The 24,990-nt window shown below is 59.2% G+C and carries 20 protein-coding genes; 12 read left to right on the forward strand and 8 right to left on the reverse strand.

The features are described 5' to 3' along the window. Window positions 1–112 precede the first annotated feature (112 nt). Both HHL24_RS05530 and HHL24_RS05535 read right to left on the reverse strand, forming a co-directional pair. Window positions 113–2,260: a pyridoxamine 5'-phosphate oxidase family protein gene (locus HHL24_RS05530; protein WP_169484505.1), complete on the reverse strand. Its 2,148-nt coding sequence runs from the start codon at window positions 2,258–2,260 to the stop codon at window positions 113–115. Between the two features lie 39 nt (window positions 2,261–2,299). Next, a complete protein-coding gene (locus HHL24_RS05535; RefSeq protein WP_169484506.1) occupies window positions 2,300–2,941 on the reverse strand; it encodes a glutathione S-transferase family protein in 642 nt (213 codons plus the stop codon). 128 nt (window positions 2,942–3,069) lie between these two features. On the opposite strand from HHL24_RS05535, the gene HHL24_RS05540 reads away from it, so the two are divergent. After that, complete coding sequence (locus tag HHL24_RS05540; RefSeq protein ID WP_169484507.1) at window positions 3,070–3,984, forward strand: LysR family transcriptional regulator; 915 nt, start codon at window positions 3,070–3,072, stop codon at window positions 3,982–3,984. A gap of 48 nt (window positions 3,985–4,032) precedes the next feature. On the opposite strand, the gene HHL24_RS05545 is transcribed toward HHL24_RS05540, so the two are convergent. Next, window positions 4,033–4,791, reverse strand: coding sequence for a TetR/AcrR family transcriptional regulator (locus HHL24_RS05545; protein ID WP_169484508.1), 759 nt, complete (start codon window positions 4,789–4,791; stop codon window positions 4,033–4,035). Window positions 4,792–5,195: 404 nt separating this feature from the next. Here HHL24_RS05545 and HHL24_RS05550 point away from each other — a divergent pair, with 404 nt between their 5' ends. The 7 genes from HHL24_RS05550 (at window position 5,196) to HHL24_RS05580 (ending at window position 15,678) form a co-directional block, all read left to right on the forward strand. After that, window positions 5,196–5,984 (forward strand): enoyl-CoA hydratase/isomerase family protein, encoded by a 789-nt coding sequence (locus HHL24_RS05550; protein WP_169484509.1) that lies wholly within the window; start codon window positions 5,196–5,198, stop codon window positions 5,982–5,984. 494 nt (window positions 5,985–6,478) lie between these two features. Then, entirely contained in the window at window positions 6,479–7,579 is a 1,101-nt protein-coding gene (locus tag HHL24_RS05555; protein WP_169484510.1) for a porin, read from the forward strand. 84 nt (window positions 7,580–7,663) lie between these two features. Beyond that, window positions 7,664–9,067, forward strand: coding sequence for an MFS transporter (locus tag HHL24_RS05560; protein WP_169484511.1), 1,404 nt, complete (start codon window positions 7,664–7,666; stop codon window positions 9,065–9,067). A gap of 278 nt (window positions 9,068–9,345) precedes the next feature. Then, window positions 9,346–11,085, forward strand: coding sequence for a CocE/NonD family hydrolase (locus HHL24_RS05565; protein ID WP_169484512.1), 1,740 nt, complete (start codon window positions 9,346–9,348; stop codon window positions 11,083–11,085). A 64-nt stretch (window positions 11,086–11,149) separates the two neighbouring features. Beyond that, window positions 11,150–11,938, forward strand: coding sequence for an enoyl-CoA hydratase/isomerase family protein (locus HHL24_RS05570; RefSeq protein ID WP_169484513.1), 789 nt, complete (start codon window positions 11,150–11,152; stop codon window positions 11,936–11,938). Between the two features lie 128 nt (window positions 11,939–12,066). Continuing rightward, the gene (locus HHL24_RS05575) at window positions 12,067–13,803 is read left to right on the forward strand and encodes an AMP-binding protein (RefSeq protein ID WP_169484514.1); all 1,737 of its coding nucleotides are present in this window, start codon (window positions 12,067–12,069) and stop codon (window positions 13,801–13,803) included. Between the two features lie 120 nt (window positions 13,804–13,923). Then, window positions 13,924–15,678: an FAD-dependent oxidoreductase gene (locus tag HHL24_RS05580; RefSeq protein WP_169484515.1), complete on the forward strand. Its 1,755-nt coding sequence runs from the start codon at window positions 13,924–13,926 to the stop codon at window positions 15,676–15,678. A gap of 105 nt (window positions 15,679–15,783) precedes the next feature. Here the strand turns inward: HHL24_RS05580 and HHL24_RS05585 are convergent, their stop codons facing one another. The 4 genes from HHL24_RS05585 to HHL24_RS05600 all read right to left on the reverse strand — a co-directional run bounded on the left by HHL24_RS05585 (window position 15,784) and on the right by HHL24_RS05600 (window position 19,481). After that, the gene (locus HHL24_RS05585; RefSeq protein WP_169484516.1) at window positions 15,784–16,467 is read right to left on the reverse strand and encodes a TetR/AcrR family transcriptional regulator; all 684 of its coding nucleotides are present in this window, start codon (window positions 16,465–16,467) and stop codon (window positions 15,784–15,786) included. A 71-nt stretch (window positions 16,468–16,538) separates the two neighbouring features. Beyond that, entirely contained in the window at window positions 16,539–17,612 is a 1,074-nt protein-coding gene (locus HHL24_RS05590; RefSeq protein ID WP_169484517.1) for a maleylacetate reductase, read from the reverse strand. 27 nt (window positions 17,613–17,639) lie between these two features. Then, window positions 17,640–18,524, reverse strand: a complete 885-nt coding sequence (locus HHL24_RS05595) for an intradiol ring-cleavage dioxygenase (protein ID WP_169484518.1) — start codon at window positions 18,522–18,524, stop codon at window positions 17,640–17,642. 33 nt (window positions 18,525–18,557) lie between these two features. After that, a complete protein-coding gene (locus HHL24_RS05600; protein WP_169484519.1) occupies window positions 18,558–19,481 on the reverse strand; it encodes an amidohydrolase family protein in 924 nt (307 codons plus the stop codon). A gap of 245 nt (window positions 19,482–19,726) precedes the next feature. Here HHL24_RS05600 and HHL24_RS05605 point away from each other — a divergent pair, with 245 nt between their 5' ends. Further along, window positions 19,727–20,056, forward strand: a complete 330-nt coding sequence (locus tag HHL24_RS05605; RefSeq protein WP_169484700.1) for an aldehyde dehydrogenase family protein — start codon at window positions 19,727–19,729, stop codon at window positions 20,054–20,056. A gap of 265 nt (window positions 20,057–20,321) precedes the next feature. On the opposite strand, the gene HHL24_RS05610 is transcribed toward HHL24_RS05605, so the two are convergent. Then, complete coding sequence (locus HHL24_RS05610; RefSeq protein ID WP_329606588.1) at window positions 20,322–20,780, reverse strand: MarR family winged helix-turn-helix transcriptional regulator; 459 nt, start codon at window positions 20,778–20,780, stop codon at window positions 20,322–20,324. Window positions 20,781–21,069: 289 nt separating this feature from the next. Here HHL24_RS05610 and HHL24_RS05615 point away from each other — a divergent pair, with 289 nt between their 5' ends. Genes HHL24_RS05615 through HHL24_RS05625 form a run of 3 tightly spaced genes read left to right on the forward strand, consistent with a single transcriptional unit; the run spans window position 21,070 to window position 24,930 of the window. Continuing rightward, complete coding sequence (locus tag HHL24_RS05615) at window positions 21,070–22,041, forward strand: amidohydrolase family protein (protein WP_169484521.1); 972 nt, start codon at window positions 21,070–21,072, stop codon at window positions 22,039–22,041. A 23-nt stretch (window positions 22,042–22,064) separates the two neighbouring features. Continuing rightward, entirely contained in the window at window positions 22,065–23,534 is a 1,470-nt protein-coding gene (locus HHL24_RS05620) for an aldehyde dehydrogenase family protein (protein WP_169484522.1), read from the forward strand. A gap of 22 nt (window positions 23,535–23,556) precedes the next feature. Further along, on the forward strand, window positions 23,557–24,930 hold the full coding sequence (locus HHL24_RS05625; RefSeq protein WP_329606589.1) for an MFS transporter: 1,374 nt from the start codon (window positions 23,557–23,559) through the stop codon (window positions 24,928–24,930). Window positions 24,931–24,990: the final 60 nt, after the last annotated feature.

The raw sequence follows: 24,990 nt of genomic DNA on the forward strand, positions 1-24,990 counted from the left end.
CATTCGGTGTGAAAATGCCTGGCGCCCGCTTCACCTTACCGGTCGGAAACGGAACTCATGCGCGTGGAAGCATGCGTAGTCGGATTTTGCGCCAAGATGTCGCGCCCGTCATTCAGAGTTCTAGCGACAGACCGTCCCGCGCGGCTACGTCATCGGCAACCGGTCGCCCCATGCAGATGAGCGCATGGCCTTCCTCGATGGTGGCATCTGTGGGTTCTTCGTAAGCGACGCGGCCGTTTAACACGCGCGTGGCGCATGTGCCGCACATCCCGGACCGGCAACTCGACTGAGCGGCGATGCCGCATGCCTCGGCGAGTTCGAGAAGCGTGCCGTCCTTTGGCAGCCATTGAACCGTGCGGTGCGATCGCGCGAACGTCACGGGTATGCCGCTCCCGTTCGTTTCCGGCAAGTTTGCGGGCCGCGAGCCTCGTGCGTTTTCCGGCACCGCCGGTGGATTCGCAGGCGTGCGTTTGACCGTTGCCGGTCCAAATGCTTCGAAGCGGATTCTGTCATCGGCGACGTTGAGCGCGAGCAATCCTTCATACAGTTCGCGCATGAACGACTCGGGACCACACAGATAGAAGTCGTAGTCGTCGAAGGGCAGTGAGCGCTTGATTTCCGCCATGCTCACGCGACCGCGCAAGGTGCTGGAAGACGCATGCGTGGCCGGATCGGCGGCGCTGTCGAACAGGTGCATCGAGACCGCGGGATGGCGCGCCGCGAGGTCCCGCAAGTGCGCGCTGAACGGCCGATCGCCGTCGCTTCGCGCGCCATGGAAGAAATGCAGCGGCTTGGGCTGCGTATGCGGCTCGCGCGCTGCAATTGCGTGATGCAGCATCGTGATCATCGGCGTGATGCCGATGCCCGCCGAAATGAACACGGCCGGGCGCGGGCTTGCTGAATCGTAGGTGAATCCGCCACGCGGCGTCATCGCTTCGACCTGCATGCCGGTGGTGAAGCGTTCATGCAGCCAGCGGGAGCCGACTCCGTCGCGCTTGACGGTGATCCGGTACTGCTGCCGGTTGCTCGCGTCTGACAGCGTATAGGTGCGCGCGAGCGGCTTGTCGAACCCGTCGACCGGTACACGGATCGGCAGGTACTGGCCGGGCTGGTACGCGGGCAACGGTGCGCCGTCCGTCGATTCAAAATAGAACGAGCGGATCGTGGGCGTTTCTTCGTGCACGGCGGCGACCCTGAGCTTCTTCCACGGCGCTTCGAGCGGTGAAGCCGGCAGGGAATCGGGCGGCGAAGCAGGAGGTGAGTCGGGCAGCGACTCGGGCAGTGACGCGGACGTCACAAACTGCGGCGCATAGGCGACTTCAGACCAGCGAAACGGCAACGCCTCGCGGCTGCGCCGCACTTCGGTAATACGAAAGCGCACCAGGCGCTCGGCCAGCGGAAAGTCAGCCAGTTCCGGACCGTCCCAGACGATCTCGGCGAGGGCTGCGACATACAGCAGGTCGCCGCTCGCGAAGTCTACAAACAACAGGCCCGCGCGTGGATCATGGAGCAGATTGCCCAGTGTGTTGAAGAAACGATTGCCGCTGAAGTCCGGTGTTGTCAGGGTGGTGGCGTCGTCGATCCGCACGAAGCCCGGCAGGCCGCCGCGATGCGAAACATCGACACCGCGCGCCGCGCCGGCTTCTTCGCCGACGTTCGCGCTGGCGATAAAAAAAGTATCCGCGTTGGCCAGCAATGCCTGGTCCGCGTCGCTGAGTTCGGTCGTTATCTCAACGGGTGTCCGCGTGCTGGTTTCGCCGCGCGCAACGAATGTCGGCGTACGGCTCTGAATATACTTCGCGCAGTTGCCGAAGCTTTGCATGACCTCGAGCATGACCGTATCGCCCTCTACCGACGACACGACACCGTTGACGCGATTGCGCCGGCGAGTCTGTGCTTGCAGTCCCAGGCCACCGATCATCATGCCGGGCTGCCAGCGGCCGGCCAGCGGATCGCCCGGTAAAACCCCGCCGTCGATCCGCAAAGTGCGCGCGTCAGGGGACGACACAAACCCAGCTGCCCCCGCGCGCAGGGTGGCCCACGGCTGACCGTTTGCATCGAGACCGCCGAACACCATGAACGGCTGCTCGGAGAAAAACTGCCGATGCTGATCCGGCATATAGCGGCGAATGCCTCGACGGCCGCTCAACTCCGCCTCCTCGCTCACGCCTGCATGCCGCTGCGCCATAAGTTCGGCGGCGTGAAAGGGCGAGTCGGCGGCGTCCCAACCTCGCGGCGTGCTGGAAGAGCGTTGAGACATGTCGACCTCGGGTTGTTGCTGCGTGCGTTTTGTCTGCGCTCAGCCGGCGAGCAGTCCCGCTTTCGTCGCCGGCATCGCAATGAAGCGCGGCAGCGCTTCGACACGACGAAGCCATGCCCGGATATTCGGGTACGGATCGAGCGATACGCCGCCTTCCGGCGCATGGGCGATGTAGGTATGCGCGGCGATGTCGGCGATGCTCACGTGGTCTCCTGCAGCGAACGGTTTGCTGGCAAATTCCGCGTCGAGCACGTCGAACAGTTTGTGGGCAATCTTCTGCGCGGTGTCGAGATTGAGGGGCGCGCCGAATACCGTGACCAGCCGGGCGGCACACGGCCCGTAAGCAATCTGTCCGGCCGCGAGCGAGAGCCAGCGTTGCACGGCGGCGGCGCCAAGCGCGTCTTCTGGCAGCCATGACGGGTCGCCATAGCGTTTCGCCAGATAGACGAGGATGGCGTTGGAATCGAACAGTACCGTGTCGCCATCTTCGATCGTCGGCACCTGGCCGAACGGATTGAGCTTCAGGTATTCGGGGCGGCGATTGTCGCCGGCAGCCATGTTCAGTTCGATTACTTCAAATGGCAGATCAAGTAATGTCAGGAACAGCTTGACGCGGTGTCCGTGCCCGGAGAGGAGCGCGGTGTGCAGGCGGATCGGCTGGGCGGGTTTGGCGGCAGACATTGAAAGCTCCTGGATCGGGAAAAGCCGACAACCGTCGACTGGAATGAGACAAGCCTACCGACTCGCGGCGCAACGCAGAAGACTGCTAAGCTAGAAAACATAATCAATCAAAGATGGACAATCGGCGAATGGCAGATCTACGGGATGTCAATCTGAACCGCCTTGCGATTTTTGTTGCAGTGGTGGAAGCGGGCTCGTTTACCGCGGCCGCGGCGCGTCTCGGACTCACGAAAACCATGGTCAGCACGCACATACAGCGGCTCGAGCGTGAGATCGGTGCAGGCCTGCTAGTCCGCACGACGCGGCGGCTCAGCGTGACCGAAAGCGGGCGTGCCTTCTACGAGGCAAGTTGCAAGATCTTGCTCGCAGCCGAGGAAGCGCTATCGGTCGTGTCGGGGGAATCGGCGCCGTTGCGAGGCACGCTGCGCGTGAGTTCGCCGATCGACTATGGCGCGTTGGTGGTGGCGCCCGCGCTGGTCGAGATGCGCCGTGCGTATCCGGAACTCGACATCGAACTGGTCTGCAACGACCACTATGTGGATCTGATCGCGGAGGGCATCGACGTGGCGATCCGTCTGGGGCAGCTTGCCGACTCGGGCTACCGGGCGGTGAGGCTCGGTGGTTTCGTCAAATGGATCGTCGCGAGCCCGGAATTCACCGATACGTGGGGTAAGCCGAGAACGCCGGCTGCGCTCGCGGCCATGCCTCATGTCGCATTGTCTGTGCTGCCGCATCCGCTGACGCTCGATCTGCAGCGTGCGAAAGGCGCAAGACAAAGTGTGCGGTGCGAGAATGTTCTGCTGGTGAATACGGCCGATGCAGCACGTGCGGCGACGCTTGCGGGCGGTGGATTCGGATTGCTGACTGATTTTTCGATTGCGGCAGACGTGGCGGCGGGTCGGCTGGTCCGCCTGGTGCCTGGCTGGGCCGGCAAGCCCAAGGGCATCTACGCGGTGTTTCCGCCTACCCGTTATCCGACGGCAAAGGTGCGTGCATTGATTGACGTGATCAGGAGGAGGCTTGAACCGCAGGTGGACGGCTAGTGCCGGACATGCGGACCTCCCTTGAAACGCTGTCGCAGTGTGGACGCCTCAACCGTTCTTCACGCGTGCGGATACGCGCGGCCGGTTTGCGGGCTTGCTCGAACCTGATTCGGCCTTGTCCGAACGTTGCGCCGCCGGTTGCTGGCCAAAGACGAGCGCCTCGACCATCTGCCAATAGGCGTCAACCACAGCGGGATCGGACGCGGAAACATTGCTTGTCGCCAGCATTTCCGGGCCGAATCCAGACAGGGTAGATGTCAGGCTGATCATGAGATAGTGCAAGAGGATCGGCTCGACCTGGGGCAAAGCGTGTTCATTCTGTGCCGCGCGAATCTGCGGAATTAACCAGTTGATCAATGGCTTGAGCACCGTGTCGGCAAGCCACTGCAATCGAGGGCTGTACACAAGGAACTCTTGAAGCATGAAGCGATGAAACTGGGGGAAATCAACCGTGAACCGAAACAGAGCGCGATACACAAGTCTTACCCGGTCCACCGCCTCGGCAGGGGGCGTATCGGTCAGATAGGCCTCCCACTCATGGCGGATGCGTTCGAACACATACTCCGCTACCGCCTGCCAGAGAACGTCCTTGGATCGGTAATGGTAGGTGATCAGCGGATGTTGCAACCCAATACGATCCGCAATGCTACGAATACTCGCAGCCTCAAAGCCCTTCGATGCGAATTCGGCAAGTGCCGCGTTCAGAATCGCGGAGCGGGTTTCCTGCGACCGCTGCTGCTCTGCGCGTTTGAGTTCGGTTGGTCTGCTTTTACTGCTAGCGTTCTTGGGACCTGTGCTATCCACCATTTGATTTCTCGATTGGGAATTTCGTTACTTCTGCGTTCCAGTGCCCTTCGCCTCTGACAGGCCAACACTATAAGCGTAGCAGGATACGCGATCGTCAACGAGGGCAGGCTTCACAACGGTATCACACGCTCGACCCGGATCTTGACCGTCGCTGAACCTGCTGCGCACCGTTGATTTGGCCGGCACAGTAACACATTGCAATGAGTGATCCAATTCATCGGACAAAAGTTGCATCGCACGTGCGGCGTGCTCAGTCGACCCGTCGGTCCGTGGTGTCGAAATTCCTTCTAAACTAACATATCGTAAAGTATAATGGGGGGGTAACTCTGGCGGGTCCTGGTGTTCCAACCGGCCGAGGACAGAACTGAATCCCACTGCAGATTTGATTCACGGGCCAAGGGCACATGGAAAGCAAAATCACGCTGACATCAAGTGACGACATCGCTTTCGTTACGATGGTGAACGAAGCACGCGCGAACTCGATCGACAAGGTGTTCTGTGAGGAGCTGCTGGCCGCCCTCCACGAAATTGAGGGGTCGTCCAGGTATCGTGCAGTGATCCTTCAAGCCAGAGGCCGAATATTCTCGGCCGGCGGCGATCTTCGCCAGATTTTTGACGGATTGCAGCGTTCTGACTCCTTCCTCGAATCCTTGATTAGCGCATTGAACAGCACGATCATGGCGATCCGGCGCTTGCCGATACCTGTGATCGCTAGCGTTCAGGGGGCGGCAGCCGGTGCGGGCTTTTCGCTGGCCATGGCGTGCGACCTGGTGGTGGCGTCGAGCGCCGCCCGCTTTGTCGTCGGCTACGCCAAGCTGGGAACATCGAGCGACGGTGGCCTGTCTTTTCATCTCGCGCGCCGATTGGGGGCGGCGAGGGCATTGGAGATCATGTTGACGCGGGACTCGTTGAGTGCGGACGAGGCCAAGCTGCTGGGGCTTGTCCAGAGTGTTGCGGAACCCGCTTCCCTGCAGGACGCCAGTCTGGCGCTCGCGCGGAAAGTCATGGACATACCCGCAGCGGCGATTAGAGAAACGAAATCGCTGGTCGGAATGGCGGCCGAAGATAACCTGGAGCGCCATCTTGAAGAGGAAAAACGTGCATTCCTGAGATGCGCGGCGACGGAAGCGTTTTCTCAACGCGTCGCTCAATTCATCGCCAACTCCGAGTCGCCCAGAAGCGCGTCGACCTGATGACGACAAGGCGTCTCAAGGAAGGTCTGCAGAAGTCCTGAATTGATGATGCCTTTATCTGATGCCGGCTCACGGGCTCACCGGGTTGAGCGGTGGCATGACGCTGAAGTCGGTGCGAACGCACGATCCATTGTGCAGGCCGATACGGCATAACAGCGAATCAGAAGGCGTCGCGTACACCGCAAGTGCGACGTCAGTTGCACTTCATCATTGCACTACATCCCCCCATCCCCTTTGCCGGTTGGCGTCCTTGTAACGTCACTGCCCCACGCCGTCGCCATCGATTTCCGATCTGACGCGTTGCCAAATTCAATCCATCCCCGGCTTCCCGGTGGCGTCGGACATTCGTTCTCTTCATTCGTCAGGTGAAGCATACCTGGGGATACTCCTATCCAAACTATCCTGTACGACTGGAAAATTTAGATCTATCCTTCATTTCAGCACCTCTGACGTGCCAGTTAGCAGTACGTTCAAAACGACGAAGGAGACTGGAGATGAAGAGATTGTCATGGGCCGCGGCGCTTCTTTGCGTCGCTCCTGCTGTGGCGTACGCCCAAAGTTCCGTCACGCTGTACGGTCTGCTGGATGAAGGTTTGACCTACACAAGCAATCAAGGCGGACATTCAGCCTGGTTGCTTCAAAGCGGAGGTGGATCACTGTCCAGATGGGGACTGCGCGGCGCCGAAGATTTGGGCGGAGGTTACAAAGCGGTGTTTACGTTGGAAAACGGCTTTGACGTGTCTAGCGGAAACCTGTCGAACAATGGGCGTCTGTTCGGCCGGCAGGCGTACGTTGGCATTTCAAGCCCGTATGGGACGTTCACGGCTGGGCGTCAATACGAGGAAATAGCCGAAATGCTTTCCCCCATCGCCGCCGGTTTGAACTGGGCAGTCTACTTCGCTCATGCCGGTGACGTTGACAACGTTGGAGGAAGCATACGCATCAACAACTCTGTCAAATATGCCAGTCCGAAAATTGCAGGGTTCACATTTGGTGCGCTCTATAGCTTTGGTGGGCAGCCCGGACAATTCTCCACGGATAGCGTGACGTCGGTGGGACTGAGTTACACGGGAATAAGCCTCCCACTGTATGTTGCGGCCGCCTATACGATCATCAAGAATCCGTATGTTGCCGCATTCGATAGCATTACGCCGCACAACATCATTTATGCCCCGTACGTGCAGAGCGCGGAAAGCCAAACCATCGCAGGGGTCGGTGCATCGTACAAGATTGGCAGCGCTACAGTTGCCTTCGAGTACACGTCGACGCAATTCAAGAAAGGCTTCCTTGGTAGTGACGTGCGGTTTGACAACTACGAGGCCAACGTCGGTTACTTCATTACGCCTTTCCTGGTCGCCGGCGCGGCTTACATCTACACGCACGGCAAAGTCGATGCGACCTCCGCGAGCCCAATCTATCGGGCAATCGATCTCTACACCAACTACTTCCTGTCGAAGCGGACAGACGTTTACTTCGCGGCCGAACTGCTGAAAGCGGGGGGCTCCGCGACTCAGGCACAGATCACGTTGATTCCTTCACCATCGGGCGGACAAACCCAAGGTCTGTTGCGAGTCGGCATTCGCCACCGTTTTTAACGAACCTCTGATGCCGATGCTGTCGAGGGACAGGTGAGGTCAGGTTGACACTTGACCCCGGCGGACGATCACCAAGGAAAGGTCATGGAAAGCGTAGGCAATGCCCAGTGGGATGTGCGCAAGATTTTTAACGATATGCCCATCGGGCGAAGGCAGTGGCTGGTGTTCGCCATCTGCTTCGCAGCGACTGCAATCGAGGGTTTCGACACGATTGTGATCAGCTTCATCGCGCCTGCGATCAGTCAGCACTGGCAGCTCTCGAGTGCGGCGCTTTCGCCTCTGGTGGCCTTTGGATTAACCGGACTACTGGTTGGTTCGATCGTTGGAGGAACGCTGGCCGACCGTGTCGGGCGCCGAACGGTGAGCATCGTGGCGATCGCCTGGTTTGGGATCGCAGGGGTGATGTCGAGCGAAGCACAGTCGATATTTCAGCTGGTTGCCTGGCGTTTCATAACCGGTCTCGGTATCGGTGCCGCGATGCCCGCTACGTCAGCGATCGTCGCGGAATATAGCCCCGACCGTTCACGCTCAGCAATGCTCGCATCGACTTATTGTGGATTTCTTTTCGGTGCGGCGGCCGCTGGGGTCGTGACGTCCTCGGCTATCGGGGCGTTGGGTTGGCGAGGCATGCTTGTACTGAGTGGTCTTTTGCCGCTTGGCGTCGTTGCCTTATTCGCGTGGCAGGTACCCGAGTCGCCGCTCTACGTTGTGGCCAGTCGACGATCCAATGAAGAGGCGCAACGGATCCTTGCCAAAGTGTTTCCGTCTTTAGACTGCTCTGGCGTGCATTTATTCAGCGCGGAAACGCGCAAATCGGTCAACGGAGGCCGGGCGCTGTTGGGTAGCGAATACCGGCTTGGCACCCTGTTGACGTGGTTTACCGAGTTTGCGGGTTATCTGGCGTTCTTCCTGATTGGAAGCTGGTTGCCGACGCACCTGAAGCAACTGGGACTATCGATGCACGACGCCTCGCAACTATCGTCACTGTTCCAGTTCGGTGCGCTTGGCGGCGCGGTTCTTTTCGCGATCCTTGTCCGTCGCTATAACGTGGCGTCGGTCGTTTCCGTGGCATTCGGCGCAGGCTCGCTGCTTGTCATCGCTTTGGGCATGTCAGAAGCCACTCAGTGGCACGCGGGCGTGGTCTTCTTGTCCGGCATGGCTGTCGGAGGTCCGCTGATCTGTATCAACACCATTCCGGGCATCTTCTATCCCACTGCGCTTCGTGCGTCCGGGGGTGGCTGGAACGTTGCACTCGGACGGCTGGGGTCCATTGTCGGTTCGTCGTTGATTGGGCTGATCGTCATATCGGGCTTTCCCTATCTGCTCACCTGCGCGTTGTTGTCGATACCGCTCCTGATGGCTTGTGGTTGCATGACCGTCATGGCCCGGGTGCTTGCTGCACAACGACGAATGCGGGACGACCAAGGGGTGAGCGTCAGTACGGCATCGGCGGATGATCCTCCGTTGCAGAGCAGCACCACGCGGTGACGGTACGGCGCTAGCAGCAACCCGAGAACTGACTCCCGTTGCTTCCCAGCGCCGGCACAGACGACGAAGGCTCGCAACTCCCTTGGGATTCGAATTTTCATCTTGTGTGTAGAGTTCGTCTTGCATACTTTACGATCGTGAAGTATAGTGAATTACGGAACCTGCCTGATCGTGCGGCTTTGAAGAGCGAACGCGAAACGCATGTCAGTGGGTTAAGGACATTTTCAGCCTTGAAAGGGCTGGCTGTTGACGCCGAACAGGCCAACGAAGGAGGAGACATGATTGAAGAGCGCGACATCGTCGTCACGATGCGGGACGGAACTCGTCTTGCGGTAGACGTCTATCGACCGGATGCGGTTGACAAGTATCCCGTGCTGTACGCTTCAGCGCTGCACAACAAGGATCTTCAGGGTCCGGATATTGCGGATGTCCTGCCCCCACAGCCCGCGCAGGCGCCGCTCTGGTTCGGACCGATAGAAGCCGGGGACACGCGCCGCTTCATCGCCAATGGGTATGTGCACGTGATTGCGCAACCGCGCGGCTCGGCCAAGTCGGAAGGCCACTATGGCGAAGAGAATACCGACCATTACGACATGATCGAATGGATCACGCAGCAGCCGTGGTCCGACGGCAAGGTCGGCATGGTGGGGATCTCGGGTTTTGCCGGTGAGCAATGGCGTGCGGCGGCGCAGGGACACCCCGCGCTCAAGGCAATCTTTCCGTACGACGCTTGCAGTGCATACGGCGGTATGTTCGGGTTTCGGGACTTCAATCCCGGTGGCGTCATTCACACATTCCCGTACCTGCTCGACGTTTTCAGTACGGTGCATGAGCCGCGCGGTGCGCCGGGTACGTTACCCGATGCGCAAGAGGAACTCTGGCGCGCAGCCATGCGCAATCCCGACTACAAGATGTACATCAACCTGTACAACATCCTGACGCAGAAAGGGCAACGCACGGGAGTGATGTACCACATCATGACGAACCCTTGGGAGCCGGAAGGGACCGTCGCACGAGCCGAGGAAATTTTCAAGTCGATCAAGGTGCCGTTCTACACGGGTTCCGGTGCCTACGCCTATACGTACAAATTGCACTGGCTTGGCGCCCAGCATTACTTCAGCAATGTCAAGCAGCCGCGCAAGCTGATCTTTACGGGCCCTGCGCATCTGGAGCGGCCATTCCATCAGTACCACGACGAAGTTATCCGCTGGTACGACTACTGGCTCAAGGGTATCGACACGGGCATCATGGATGAACCCCCGGTCCGTTACTGGGTCATGGGCGCCAACGAATGGCGCACGGGTAGTGACTGGCCTTTGCCTGAGACGCAATGGGCGAAGTACTTTCTTGCAGGCTGGGAGCAGCTTTCGACAGACGCCCCTCGACCTTCGGCGGAAGTTGGCAACGCACATCGGGAGCCCGATGTCTTTACGCAAATGCCGCTGAAAAAGACATCTAAGGTTGAGCGCTTGCGCTACATGACTGAGCCGCTTGCGCAGGACGTGTTGGTGGCGGGCCCCATTTCGCTGACGCTCTACGCTGAGATTGACCAGACAGACACGAACTGGATTGTCGTACTCAAGGACGTGGGTCCCGACGTATCGGTGGTTACTGCACGCGTCGGCGAACGCGCGGTTCCAGAGACCTTGCCGGAGCGTGAACTGACCCGCGGCTGGCTGAAAGCGTCATACCGCGCAACGGATCCCGACCGATCCACGCCTGCGGAGCCGTTTCACAAACTGACGAAAGAGTCGATCACGCCGGTCACACCTGGCGAAATCGTCAAGTATGAAATCCAGGTGCTCGCAACGGCAAACCAGTTCAAGGCCGGCCATCGGATCTGTATCGAGATCTGCAGCATGGACGCGCCGACGGGAACGGGCGCGATGACCGACGTCGAATACATTCCGTATCACGTAACCAGTAGCAATACGGTCACTCACAAGATTTACCGGGACGCCGATCGCCCCTCGCATCTGCTTCTCCCATTGATTCCGATTAATGGACAGAACGCCTGAGCGACGAAACATTTCTGAGCGTCACAGACGCCCGGTGAATTTGATTGATTAGTGAGGTTAGGCGATGAAAAGCATACGTTTTGAGCGCGACGGGAAGGTTGGGTATATCGTCCTGGCGAATCCGCCCTACAACCGGCTCGACGCGCAGTTTGCAGAGTGTCTCCGGGAGGCGGTTCACGATGCCAGCGAAAGCGACATCCGGGTACTGGTCGTCCGGGCCGAGGGGCCCAACTTCAGTCTCGGTGGAGAGGTTCGCGAATGGCCAGGCAAAGACCTGAACTGGTTCCGCACCTTCGTCGCGGAAATCAACACTTCGTATCGTGCAATCGAAGCGCTCCGCGTCCCGACGGTGGCGGTGGTGCAGGGTCTGGCTTTTGGCGGCGGCTTCGAACTCGCGTTGAACTGTGACTTCATTGTGGCGGCAACCGACGCAGTGTTCCGCTGCGTCGAGGTCACGACGGCGATGCTTCCCATTGCGGGCGCGCTGCAGCGGCTGGTCGAGCGAGTGGGGCGTAGCAACGCGTCCCGTTTCGCGATGCTGGGTGATGCGATTCCCGGCAGCGTGGCCCGAGACCTCGGGATTGTCACGCACGTGGCTGAACCGGATGCGCTCGAACGTGTTGCTGCCGAGCTGATTACGCGGCTCTCCGATGGTCCGACGCTTTCGTACGCGGCTACGCGCACCCTGCTCAAGGTCTGGTCAAGCGGTGGCATCCCCGGTGCGGATGCCGCCATGCTGGATGTTTGCATGGACTTGTACAACACGGAGGACGCTACGCGAGGTTTCGCCAACACGGCCGAGGCGTTCGACCGTGACCAGGAGCCCGGCGAGATGGTTTTTCACGGGAAATAGCCCCGGCGCTCCCCCGTGTAGTCAGGCTCGACCTCACCAGCGACGTTCCGCGACATCGCAATCGCGACATAACCTGGATTCGACGGACTTTTCGGCAGAAACGCGCAGCAACGATGGAGGATGGCTTCATGCACACTTTACCCGGTTCCCTGGCGCTCGATGTGCCTGCCGATGGCGTCGCCTACGTAAGGGGTTCGACGGACGTTCCGTTGAGTGAGTCGACAGTTGGCCAGTTTCTAAGGGAAACAGCACGCCGGTTTCCTGATCAGCAAGCTGTGGTATTCCGGGAGCAACTTGTACGATGGACATGGAAGGAATTTGACGTGCATGTCGATCAACTCGCCGCAGGTTTCCTGTCATTGGGAATCGGTAAGGGGGATCGCGTCGGCATCTGGTCTCCCAACCGGTTCGAATGGTTGCTCACGCAGTTCGCGACAGCGCGCATCGGCGCTGTATTGGTCAACATCAACCCCGCCTATCGTGTAGCCGAACTCGAGTACGCGCTACGAAAAGTACGCTGCAAAGCGCTCGTCACCGCTGAGAGTTTCAAAACGTCGAACTACATTTCGATGTTGCTCGACATCGCGCCTGAGCTAGCGTCGCAGCAGCCGGACGAGGTGAGCGTCGCACGTCTGCCCGACCTTCGTACGGTGATTTCCGTGGGTAATTGGCGCGTATCGGGCGTCATGTCATTCCACTCGGTCATGCAGCGCGGACAGGGGATGCTTCGAGACAAAGGGCGTGAGGTTGTCGATACCGTCGAACAAACACTTTCTCCTCATGACCCGATCAATATCCAGTTCACGAGCGGCACAACCGGTAGCCCGAAGGGCGCAACGCTGACACACCGAAACATTGTCAACAACGCGCGTTTTGTTGGCATGGCGATGAAGCTGTCCGAAGCCGATTCACTGTGTATTCCTGTCCCGCTGTACCACTGTTTTGGCATGGTGCTCGGTGTACTGGTGTGCGTGTCGGTTGGCGCGCAGATGGTCTTTCCCGGCGAAGGATTCGACGCCGGCGCGACCCTCGCGGCGGTCGCGGAAGAGCGTTGCACCGCACTTCACGGGGTGCCGACCATGTTTATCGCTGAACTGGGGCATGCGGACTTTTCATCGTTTGACCTGAGCAGTCTGCGGACCGGCATCATGGCTGGATCGCCCTGTCCTGTCGAGACAATGAATCAGGTCGTGACCCAGATGCATATGCGAGAGGTCACCATTGCGTATGGAATGACAGAGACCAGTCCTGTGTCGTTTCAGAGCGCAACCACGGATCCGCTAGATAAGCGCACGACAACGGTCGGGCGGATTCAGCCTCATCTCGAGGTAAAGATCGTTGATTTCGATGGTCGTACGGTATCGGTCGGTGAGACGGGTGAACTCTGTACAAGAGGGTACTCGGTGATGCTGGGGTACTGGGAAGACGATTCGAAGACGCGCGAAAGCATCGTTGACGGATGGATGCATACAGGCGATCTCGCAACAATCGACGCCGATGGATATTGCAACATCGTCGGGAGGCTGAAGGACATGGTGATTCGAGGGGGAGAGAACATCTATCCCCGCGAGGTTGAGGAATACCTCTTCAGGCATCCAAAAATACAGAATGTGCAGGTGTTTGGCGTGCCGGATGAGAAGAACGGCGAGGAGTTGTGCGCCTGGATCGTGCTTCGGAAAGGTGACGGTGCGACTGAGGAGGACATCAGAGACTTTTGCCGAGGACAGATCGCTCACTACAAGGTGCCAAAGTATATTCGCTTCGTTAATGAATTGCCGATGACTGTTACCGGCAAAGTACAGAAGTTCGCCATGCGTGAGGAGATGATCCGCTATCTCAATCTGACCGGGCACAAGACCGCCTGACAGGTTGGTGAGAATTGGGCGGTATCGTAAAAAATCGAGACTCGTAAACTCGCCATGACTTAGGTATCCGAAATAGATGCCAATGGCGAAATGCGGAAGTTTGCCAATTGGAGGTGTCGAATGTATGAAATAACCACGGATGTACTCATCGTCGGAACGGGGCCAGCCGGGTCCGCTAGCGCCGCGCTGCTTTCGACGTACGGTGTCAAAAACATGGTCATCAACCAATATCGGTGGTTGGCCAACACGCCGCGAGCGCACATCACAAACCTGCGCACCATGGAGGTCCTTCGCGACCTCGGCCAGCAAGTGGAGCAGGAGGCTTACCTGTACTCGACCGATCAGGATTTGATGGGTGGGACGGTTTTCTGCGAAAGTCTCACCGGTGAGGAAATTGGCAGGGTGCCCAGTTGGGGGCTGCATCCGTTGTCAAGAGCGGAACGGCAATTGTCGAGTCCGACAAAGATGAACGATTTGCCGCAGACGTTCATGGAGCCACTGCTTTTCAAGACCGCTTGCGCACGCGGTACCGAGGCACGGATGAGCACGGAATATCTGAGTCATGCGCAGACCGACGAGGGTGTTCTCACGCGCTGCCGTGACCGACTGTCGGGGGAGGAGTTCACGGTCAGGTCAAAGTACCTTATCGGCGCAGACGGAGGCAACTCCAAGGTCGCAAAGGACGCGGGTTTGCCTTTCGAAGGGCAGATGGGTGTGCGGGGGTCGATGAACATCTGGTTCCGCGCGGACCTGTCTGAATTCGTTGCACACCGCCCTGCGGTGTTGTACCCCATCATGCAACCCGGCGCAGAAGTGGGCGGTATCGGGATGGGCCTGATCCGGATGGTGCGGCCTTGGAACGAGTGGTTGATTGTTTGGGGCTATGACATCAACGAACCTGCGCCGGTTGTGGACGAGGCGAAGGCCACCACGATCGCGCGGCAACTGGTGGGCAAACCGGATCTCGAGATCGAACTGTTGGGCGCGAATACCTGGACCGTGAACAACATGTATGCAACCCGCATGCAGGACGGGAGAGTGTTTTGCATGGGCGATGCGACCCATCGACACCCGCCGTCTGGCGGGTTGGGCTCCAACACATCGATTCAGGACGCGTTTAACCTCACGTGGAAGCTCGCGGCAGTCATCAAGGGACAGGCGGGTGAAGCGCTTCTGGACACCTATTCGGCTGAGCGTGCACCGATCGCCAAGCAGATCGTGACCCGCGCCAACCAGTCGATTGCCGAATTTGCCCCGCTCTATAGCGCGCTTGGCATTGACAAATCGAATGACGGGGAAGTCCTGCAAGCGAATATGCATGCTCGAAGCGGATCCACGGCGGCTGCCGAAAAACAGCGGGACGAAATTCGGGAGGCGTTGGCGTTCAAGCGATATGAACTGGACGCCCAGGGCGTGGAGATGAATCAACGCTATCACTCGAGCGCTGCGGTGACCGATGGACAAACAGAACCGGCGTTCACGCGTGACCGTGAGCTGTACTACCAGGCGACGACATGGCCCGGCGCGCGTCTGCCGCATGCCTGGATTTTCGATGCCCGTGGACGGCAACACTCCACGCTCGATCTCGCAGGACATGGGCGATTCGTACTGTTCACCGGTCTTGGCGGCGAAGCATGGGTTGAGGCTGCCTCGAGAGTCGGTGAGGAGCTGGGGGTGAAGGTCGACGTGCACGTTATTGGTCCGCGGCAGTCCTATGCGGACCACACTGGCGACTGGGCTCGCGTGCGCGAAATCGGCGACAGTGGTTGCGTATTGACCCGCCCGGATCATCATGTGGCGTGGCGCAGCCTCGCGTTGCCGAATGATCCGGCAGCCGAGCTTCGCCGGGTATTGAACCAGGTGCTCTCGAAGTAAATGCTGAACGCGGGCGTTTCGCCGGGATCGGTGTAATGACGGATCAACGGCGAGACGCCTGCACAATTCACGTACCGTTAGTCTTGCTCGTGGCTGGCAGACCTTCTAGCGTGATGCCAATGCGCCAAACACGAGTTGCTCTACGGTGCGCCAATAGTCTTCGGCCAGTGCCGGATCGGACGGTGAGAGATCACTGGTCGCCGAGAATTCCGGACCGAAGCCCGAAAGCGTCGACGTCAGACTAATCAACATATAGTGGAAAACAATCGGCTCGACGTTGGGTAACGCCTGTTCTTGTTGGGCGGCCCGGATTTGCGGCACCAACCAGCCGATCAACGGTTTTAAGAAAGCATCGGCGAGCCATTGCAGCCGCGAGCTGGAACCTAGCGATTCCTGAAGTATGAAGCGGTGAAACTCGGGAAACGCTACAGTGAAGCGAAATAGCGCTCTATATGCCAGCTTGAGCCGATCGACCGCGCGAGCCGGACCGAGGCTGAACAGACTTGCATCGCGTTCTTGCCGGACACGTTCGAATACATATTCGGCTACCGCCTGCCACAGAATTTCTTTGGAGCGAAAGTGGTAGGTAATGAGCGGATGCTGCATCCCGATTCGGTCTGCAATGCTACGAATACTCGCGACCTCGAAACCCTTTGATGAAAATTCGGTAAGCGCCGCATGCAAAATGGCCGAACGCGTTTCCTGAGCACGCTGCTGCTCAATACGCTTTAGCTCCGCCGGGCGACGTGCCCGGACATTGCTTGCATCAAGTCGGGTTCCTGACGCCATTTGCGAGTACGTTGCGACACGTTGAAGTGAATGTTAGGTTTCCAGATCATTGGATCTGGACGAAACTCGTTCTACAACCCATCGTGTGGTGCGCTACCGTCAAATGCCCGCTGCAGCAAGGCGCGAATAGCGCCGCGTTCTAGCGGACGGGGATTCCAGTAGGCATTGTTGCATGCAATGTCGGCGGCCTGGTCGAGTTGTTCCTCGAGCATGCCGATCTCCTTCAGTGCGACCGGCGCACCGTTAGCGCGAGCGAGTTCGTATAGCCCCTGTGCAGCGCTGTCGTGCCCAAGCGCCCGCGCAATCCGTCTCATCGCATCGGGCACAGCGCCGGCGTTATACGCCAAGGCGTGCGGCAGCACAATGGTATGGGTGGGCGCATGCGGCAGATTGAAACTGCCGCCGAGCGTATGGCAGAGTTTATGATGCAACGCCATGCCAACGCTTCCAAGCACTGTGCCGCAGAGCCAGGCACCATAGAGCGCATCGCCGCGTGCGGATGGATCGCTCGGCTGTGCGACGATTTGGGGTAAGCTGCGCGCGAGCGCCGCGATGCCTTCTTCGGCCATGAGGCTGGTAAGCGGATTGGCATCACGTGAATACAAACCTTCTGCAGCGTGTGCGATGGCGTTGATGCCGCTTGTCACGGACATGCTGACCGGCAAAGTCAGAGTCAGGTCTGGATCGTAGACGACCGTTTTGGGTAGTACGCGCAAATCAGTGCCTGTCCGTTTCAGGCCCGATTCGGTCAAGCCGAATATCGGTGTCATCTCGCTGCCGGCGTAGGTGGTCGGCACAGCGAGAATGGGCAGGCTCGTCTCAAGGGCAAGCCCCTTCGCGAGGCCGATTGCGGAACCGCCGCCCACGGCGATGACGCAGTCGGCATCCAGCGACGTGGCAACCGTGCGTGCTTGCGCGACGAGCTCAACCGGCACGTGCATGGCAGCTTGATCAAAGACGCCCACTGCACGCGCACCCAATTGGTCGGCAACCGATACACCCAATGCGCGCTGCTCCTGACTACACAGAATCAGAGCGCGGTGTACCTGCAGCGTGTGCAATTCACGTTCGATGTGGGTGCGCGAGCCACTGCCAAAGACGACACGCGTGCCGCGCCCGTTATAGACGAATTCAGATGTTGACATCGCGGGTCCCGACGAGAATGTGCCCGTTCATGACCCGTGCTCCGAAGGGTTGAGAACGAAGTCGTAGTTGAGCGTATTAAACGCGGTGTCCATCGCGGTGCCGTCTGGCGCGACACCCGGCGGGTGCTGGGCCCAGTCAACGATCAAAGTTGAGCGTACGCCGAATACGGCGTCCGAGTCGAGGTACTGGTCCCCGTTCCGGAACACGTGGGTAATCAAGGGCTCGTACCCTGGCGCCTTGATCCAGAAGTGCAGATGAGCCGGGCGCCACGGATGGCGCCCGAGCGCATCAAGCATTCGGCCAACCGGTCCGTCGTGCGGAATCGGATAGGCCTCGGCGAGAATCGAGCGGAAATGAAAGCGTCCGTCAGGCAGCGTCTGCAAACGACCGCGGGCTTGGTACGCTACGTTTGCATCCTGAGGGTCCCCATACTGCACGTCGTAGTATCCGTCTTCATCGGATTGCCAGACCTCGAGCGACGCCCCGGCTACAGGTTCTCCCGAAAGGCCCCGAACGCTGCCGGTAACAAAGCAGGGGAGGCCCGCTGCCCCGTTGGAAATGTCGTCACCGTTCCTGTATTCGGGGGCACCCGTAACAAAGAAGGGGCCAAGAACAGTGGCCTCCGTGCATTCGACTGGCTTGCGGTTGTTCTGTGTCGTAACCAGCATCGACAGACCGAGCGTATCCGACAGGAGGACGAACTCCTGGCGTTTTTCGTCAGTAATATGGCCGACATCGGTGAGGAAGTCGATCGCGTACCGCCATTCATTCTCGGTTAACTTCACGTCTCTTGCGAACGAATGCAAATGCTGGACAAGGCTGGTCATCACAGTGCGCAGCCTGTCGTTAGTGCAGCCGGCCATCGCCTCGAGCACCGCTTGGGTGATGGTGTCTTCGTTGATATTGCGCATCGTCTTTCCTTGAACTCCGCGTGGCCAGTACAGTTAGCGCGCAAGCAAACGGGCTGCATTGTCCCCGTACACCTTGTCCATCTCGATGCCGGGAATCTGGATGTTGTCGAGCACGTTCCCGAACTGCCGAATTGCGGCTCTCGGTGCAAACGGGAAGTCTGTTCCGAAGAGAATGTGAACGGGGTCTGCTACTTGCGCCAGCGCACTGAGGGGCGCATTGCCGGCGGAAAGTGCCGTGTCGAAGTAGAAGGATCTGACCGCCGCCAACGTGTCGCCCACGCGTTCGGCCACCGCGGGCATCATCGAAATCGAGAGGGCGATGCGAGGTACGAGAAACGGCAGCGTCCCCCCGGCATGCGAAAGGATGAACCGGATGTTCCTGAAGCGATTCGTCGCACCTGACATGATCAGGCTGGTGGCTGTGCGTGTCGTCTCGAAGGGAAACTCGAGCACGGACGCCGGAGCGACCGTCGGCACTTCGTGAGGCGGCTGGTTGGGGTGAACGAAAACCACGGTCCCGCGCCGGTTCAATTCTTCCCACAGCGGCGTGAAATGCTCGTCCCCCAGATACAGTCCGTTGTAGTTCGTAAAAGCAATGAAACCATCAACCTTTAACTCGTCAAGACAGTAGCTGACTTCCTTCAGCGAAGCATCGATGTCTGGCAGCGGCAAGCTCGCAAAAGAGCCGAACCGTCCCGTGTGCCGGGATCTGAGCTCCGCTGCGTGGTCGTTGCATTTTCTTAGCAGCGTAGCCGCATCCGGAAGGGTGGGGCCGGAGGAGATGGACAGGATGCCCTCGTCGATTCCGTTTTCATCCATCATCGCGAGGGCAGTCTCGACGGACCAGGTGGGGGCCACGCCGCCCGGCATTGCCGCATTCAGCAAGTCCAGTCCAACTGCGTCCACGTAGAGCTTCGGCAGAAAATGTTGGTGCGTATCAATCTTTCGCTTCGGCATGGCCGTCGTCTCCTATGAAGAAATCTTTTGCATCGGGAGGCGGCATTGCCTCCTCGGCTTAGACTCATCTTAGTCGTTATTTTTTACGTTTGCAAAGTTTAGTGAGCGATCCAGCCGTCCACGTGCGCCTGGTCAAGTTGATACAAGGTCCTATCCGCCGGCCTGGTTTGAGCGAGGCCTTGACGTTCTATCCAGTGCAATGATGCTTTGCAATTCAGGAGATGCACGCGTGAGCCGGCCGATGCATTAGTCGCCCGGAGGAGACCTTCGGGCCAGTGGTCGTGGTCGAGGCCGTGGATACGCCGGAGGAGGCGGTGGCCGCCGCCAACCGGACTATGTACGGCCTGAGTTCGTCCATTCTGTCCGGCGACACTTACCGGGCCTTCGAACTCGCTCCAAAGATCCAGTGCGGGATCGTCAACGTCAATACGGCGACGGTCAATGACGAGATCCACGCGCCGATGGGCGGCGTGCGCGACAGCGGCTGGGGACGCACCGGCCCCGACAGTCTGGCCGACTTCAGCGACGTCATCTGGATCAATTCGCGCAGCACCCAGACGCCGTACCCGTTCTAGGGGCAACGCCGGTCAACGGGTACACGCACGGTCTGCGGCGAGCGGAAGATCGGCTTCGCTGGCACGGCCGTGTGGCGTGCAAGCGACCCTGCTTGCCGATGGCAGTCGTTAGGTCTATCAGACCGCAACCTGGCGGGACGGCTGCAACGCAATACTCTGCTCGCGCTTTACCGCCTTGCGGGTTCGTCCCGCTCGCGCGACTATTGCGCTGTGCTCAGCACGCACAGCGCCACCTTCATGACTTCATTCCCTGCCCGGACTTCGGTTAAGGCAGATCGTCAAGCGCGCCTGCGTTTTCGAACAACTTGAGCAGCATGGAGCGCAACACCTTGACGTCGGCGGCGGTGAAGCCAGAGAGCGCTACCGACTCGTGTCGCTTTGCGACAGGGACGATGCGCAGCGCAAGTTCTTCCCCTTTTTCCGTCAGGACGACCCTGATCGACCGTCCATCTGTCGCACTCTTCTCCCGCCGCACCAACTCCTGCCCCTCGAGACGATCGATGATTCTGGAGAGCGCCGAAATATCGGACGATGCATGGAGAGAAAGCTCAGACAAAGTCTGACCCGGAACATACAGAAGCGAGGCACAGACCCGCCACTCGCTGAGGTTCAGGCCAAACGGTTTAAGTGCCTTCGAGAAGGCGTTTCCCATTCGACTGGTGGCACGCGCCATCAGGAAGGGAATCGCTTTTTCCAGTTCTTCTGGTCGCTTGGAAGTGTTCACGATCGTCGCCAAAACTGAGGATTGAGGTGAATGCATATACTTGAAAAGTCAATTATATGCTACCCGATAGTGAGCGTGAATTGAAGCAGTTTTTCGGGCAGTGTGGGACTGTTCACGGTCGTCAATCGGCAAGGGTTTACACGGAGCACATATACTTGAAAAATCAAGTACAGTGCATCGCATATAATTGAAAAATCAAATATGTGACGACCGGGGACAAACCTATGTGATGCCCCTCATCTTCCTTGTTTGCAGATGAGGTTGCGATGCGTTGAATTGGAGCGGATCAATGAGAAACAAGATTGCACTTGAAGAACACTTTGCGATAGACCTCACCATCGAGCAGTCGAAAATCTATGCGCCTGCCCCCGTTTGGGAGATGCTGAAGTCCAATCTGATGGACATTGAGCAGCAAAGACTCGAGCGGATGGAGCAGGGCGGGACCGAATATTCGATCCTGTCGCTCAACTCGCCGGGCATCCAGGGGATCCCGGACGCCAAACAGGCGATTGATGTCGCGAGGCGCGCCAATGATGTTCTCGCTGACCATGTTTCCCGGCATCCAACTCGCCTGGGCGGGTTCGCCGCGTTGCCGATGCAGGACCCCGAAGCTGCGGCACGTGAGCTCGAACGTACCGTGAAGGATCTGGGATTTCACGGCTTCATGGTGAATGGCTTTTCGCAGGTGGGCGATGCGGAAAATGTCGTGTACTACGACGCCCCGCAGTACGTCGATTTCTGGGCGAGCGCGGCGGCGCTCGGCAAGCCGTTTTATATGCATCCTCGGGATCCGTTGCCGTCCCGTGAACCGATCTACGACGGTTTTCCATGGCTGACCGCCGCGACTTGGGCGTTCGCGGTTGAAACGAGTATTCACGCCCTGAGACTGATGACGTCCGGTCTCTTCGACCGCAATCCCAGCTTGCAGATGATTCTTGGTCATCTCGGCGAGGGGATTCCGTACAGCATCTGGCGCATCGACCACATTCTCAACAAGGCGCCACGCGGCGTGCCGTGCAAGCGCAGCGTGGGCGAATATCTCCAGGAGAATGTCTACCTCACGACGAGCGGCAATTTCAGAACGCAGACGCTTCAGTCCGCGATGCTGGAGGTGGGCAGTGACCGAATCATGTATTCGGTTGACTACCCATTTGAAACGCATGACGAGGCGTCCCAGTGGTTCGACACGTGCTCGATCAGCGAAACTGATCGCGTGAAGATTGGACGTGAGAATGCCCGGCGTCTATTCGGACTTGAATGACCTGAGGAATAGGGGGAAATCTGATGTCTGTCACTGAATTGGCGTCCGCAGACGTGTGGCGTAACAAAATCTTTAGCGGCGGTTGGAAAACCGGTGACGCGGGCACGATCCCGGTGACCGAGAAAGCGACCGGTGCGGAAATGGGATCGATTGGTTGCGCGTCGGCGGCCGACGTGTCAGCCGCCGCTGCGATCGCGGCGGATGCGCAACGCGCGTGGGCTGCGACACCGGGGCCTCAGCGAGGCGATGTGCTGCGCGAGGTTGCGCGTTTGCTGGAGGTCCACAAAGAGCAGATCGCCGTTCAGATTGTCCGCGAGACCGGGTCGATACGGCCAAAGGGGCAACTGGAGGTGAAGTTGGCGATACGCGAGATTCTCGAAGCTGCGGCGTTAGGCAGCCAGCCAACCGGGATGATCACGACAAGCGATGTGAAGGGGCGGCATAGCGTAGCGCGCAGAATTCCCATGGGCGTGGTCGGCGTCATTACCCCGTGGAATTCCCCGTTCATCCTCGCGGCGCGAGCCATCGCACCGGCGCTGGCCACCGGCAACGCCGTGCTGCTCAAGCCCGATCCTCAATCGCCGGTCTGCGGCGGTGTCATGTATGCGCGGCTATTCGAGGCTGCGGGTTTGCCTGAGGGACTGTTCCATGTGCTTCCCGGTGGCGCGGACACCGGTGACGCGCTGGTCCGGGATCCGCTTGTCAACATGATCAGCTTCACGGGGTCCACGCAGGTTGGGCAAACGATCGGTGCCGTCGCGGGTGGCTTGCTCAAGCGAGCGAGTCTCGAGCTCGGCGGCAAGAATCCCTACATCGTGCTTGACGACGTCGATGTCGAGGCTGCGGCGAGCGCTGGGGCGTGGGGGTCGTTTTTGCATCAGGGGCAAGTCTGCATGTCGGCCGGCCGGCATCTCGTTCATGAAAGCATTGCTGACGCGTACATTGAAAGCCTGGTCCGGCGAGCCGGAGCGCTATCGGTTGGCGACCCTTTCAAGGGCAATTTCCATCTTGGCCCGATCATCAACGAACGGCAGGCCGCAAATGTCGATCGCATCGTGGCGGAGTCTGTGAGCAAGGGGGCGAAGGTTCTCGCCGGTGGATCCCGCGACGGCCTGTTTTACAAACCGACCGTCATGGTAGACGTCGTACCGGGCATGCCTGCGTTTGAGGAAGAGATCTTCGGTCCGGTCGCCGCAGTGACTGTGTTCAAGAACGATGACGAAGCGGTCACGCTCGCCAATCAGAACCGGTATGGCCTGGTTGCGGCGGTGGCGTCAGCCGATTTGCGCCGGGCTCAGCGGATCGCGGACCGGCTGCACGCCGGCATCATCCACATCAATGACCAGACGGTTAATCACGAGGTGTTTGGACCCATGGGCGGTCTGGGTTTGTCCGGCAACGGACATAACTACAGCACGCTGACCAACATCGACCAGTTCACGGAATGGCAGTGGGTGACGAGCCGCGACGATCTTCCGGCTTATACGTTCTAGATCCAACACAGCGAGGTGAATCGTGACCCCCAGTACTGAGCAGCGCGTGGAAGAGGCACCTGCTTCGATCGTCGACATTGGTGCGCTGATCGATAGCCAGCCACTGAGCACCTTCCAGAAATGGATCATGGTCATGATCGGCTGCTCGGTGGTGATGGATGGGTTCGACGTGCAGACAATGGGTTTTGTCGCACCTGCGATCGTCCGGACGTGGGGCATGAGTCCGGCCGAACTCGGCCCCGTGTTCGGCGCCGGCCTGCTGGGGATGCTTGTGGGCTCCATCGTTTTCGGCGCCACGGCCGATCGCGCGGGGCGCCGGCCCGTGCTGATCGGCGCGACCGTCTTCTATGGGCTATGCATGCTCGGTACCACTCTGGTTCAAAGTGTGCCGGAGTTTCTGGTCGTTCGTTTCCTGACCGGCTTCGGTATCGGTGGCGTGATGGGTAACGCCATCGCACTGGTCAGCGAGTACAGTCCACAGAAACATCGAGCGTCTCTGATGACATGGGTTTCGTGTGGCTTCACGGGTGGGGCAATCGCTGGAGGGCTTCTCTGCGCCACGCTGCTTCCGTCGATGGGCTGGCGGGCGGTGTTCCTCGTTGGGGGTGTATTGCCGCTGGTCATTGCCGTCGCGATGGTCAGGTACCTGCCGGAATCGCTCCAGCTGATGGTGCTCAAACAGCGCAGCCCCGAACGGATTGTTCAGTGGCTTGGGCGCATCGCGCCGAACGTCAAGTTCGGGCCGGGGATCCGCTTTGTAGTTCATGGGCAGCCGCAAGCCAAGGCCTCGGTTGGCGAGCTCTTTCGCCATCGCCGCGGCACGATGACGCTGTTGCTGTGGGGGATCAACTTCGCGAACCTGCTTGATCTCTTTTTCTTGTCGAACTGGCTTCCGATGCTTTCCTTGCGAGTGGGCCACGAAGTGTCGACGGCTGTGCTCATCGGTACCTCATTGCAGATCGGTGGCACTGCCGGTGCGCTGCTGCTGGGCCCGTTGATGGATCGCTTCGGCTTCTATCGCGTCCTGGCGCTCAGCTTTCTGGTGGCGACAATTTCTGTCTCATGCGTCGGTCTCCCTGATCTATCGACAGGATTGCGCTATGCGGTCGTGCTGATAAGCGGGATCTGCATTGTAGGCGGGCAGCCGGCGGTCAATGCGTTGACCGCGACACTCTATCCCACCTCGCTGCGGGCCACCGGAGTTGGCTGGAGTCTGGGAATCGGCCGGGCGGGCTCAATTATCGGTCCTGTCGTGGCGGGACAACTGGTCGAACTACAGTGGTCGAACACGGCCTTGTTTGTCGCGGCCGCGGTGCCCGCGCTGGCATCGTGTGTGATGATTGTTTTCCTTAGCCGTGTTTCGAGGAAAAATCGGATCGACAGCGTAGAGTGCTAGCGGGTCACGACAAATCCAGAGAGAGTATTTAGATCATTAAATTAGTATTGCTAATGTTAA

The sequence above is a fragment of the Paraburkholderia polaris genome, from assembly GCF_012927345.1.
GTDB classification, from domain to species: domain Bacteria; phylum Pseudomonadota; class Gammaproteobacteria; order Burkholderiales; family Burkholderiaceae; genus Paraburkholderia; species Paraburkholderia polaris.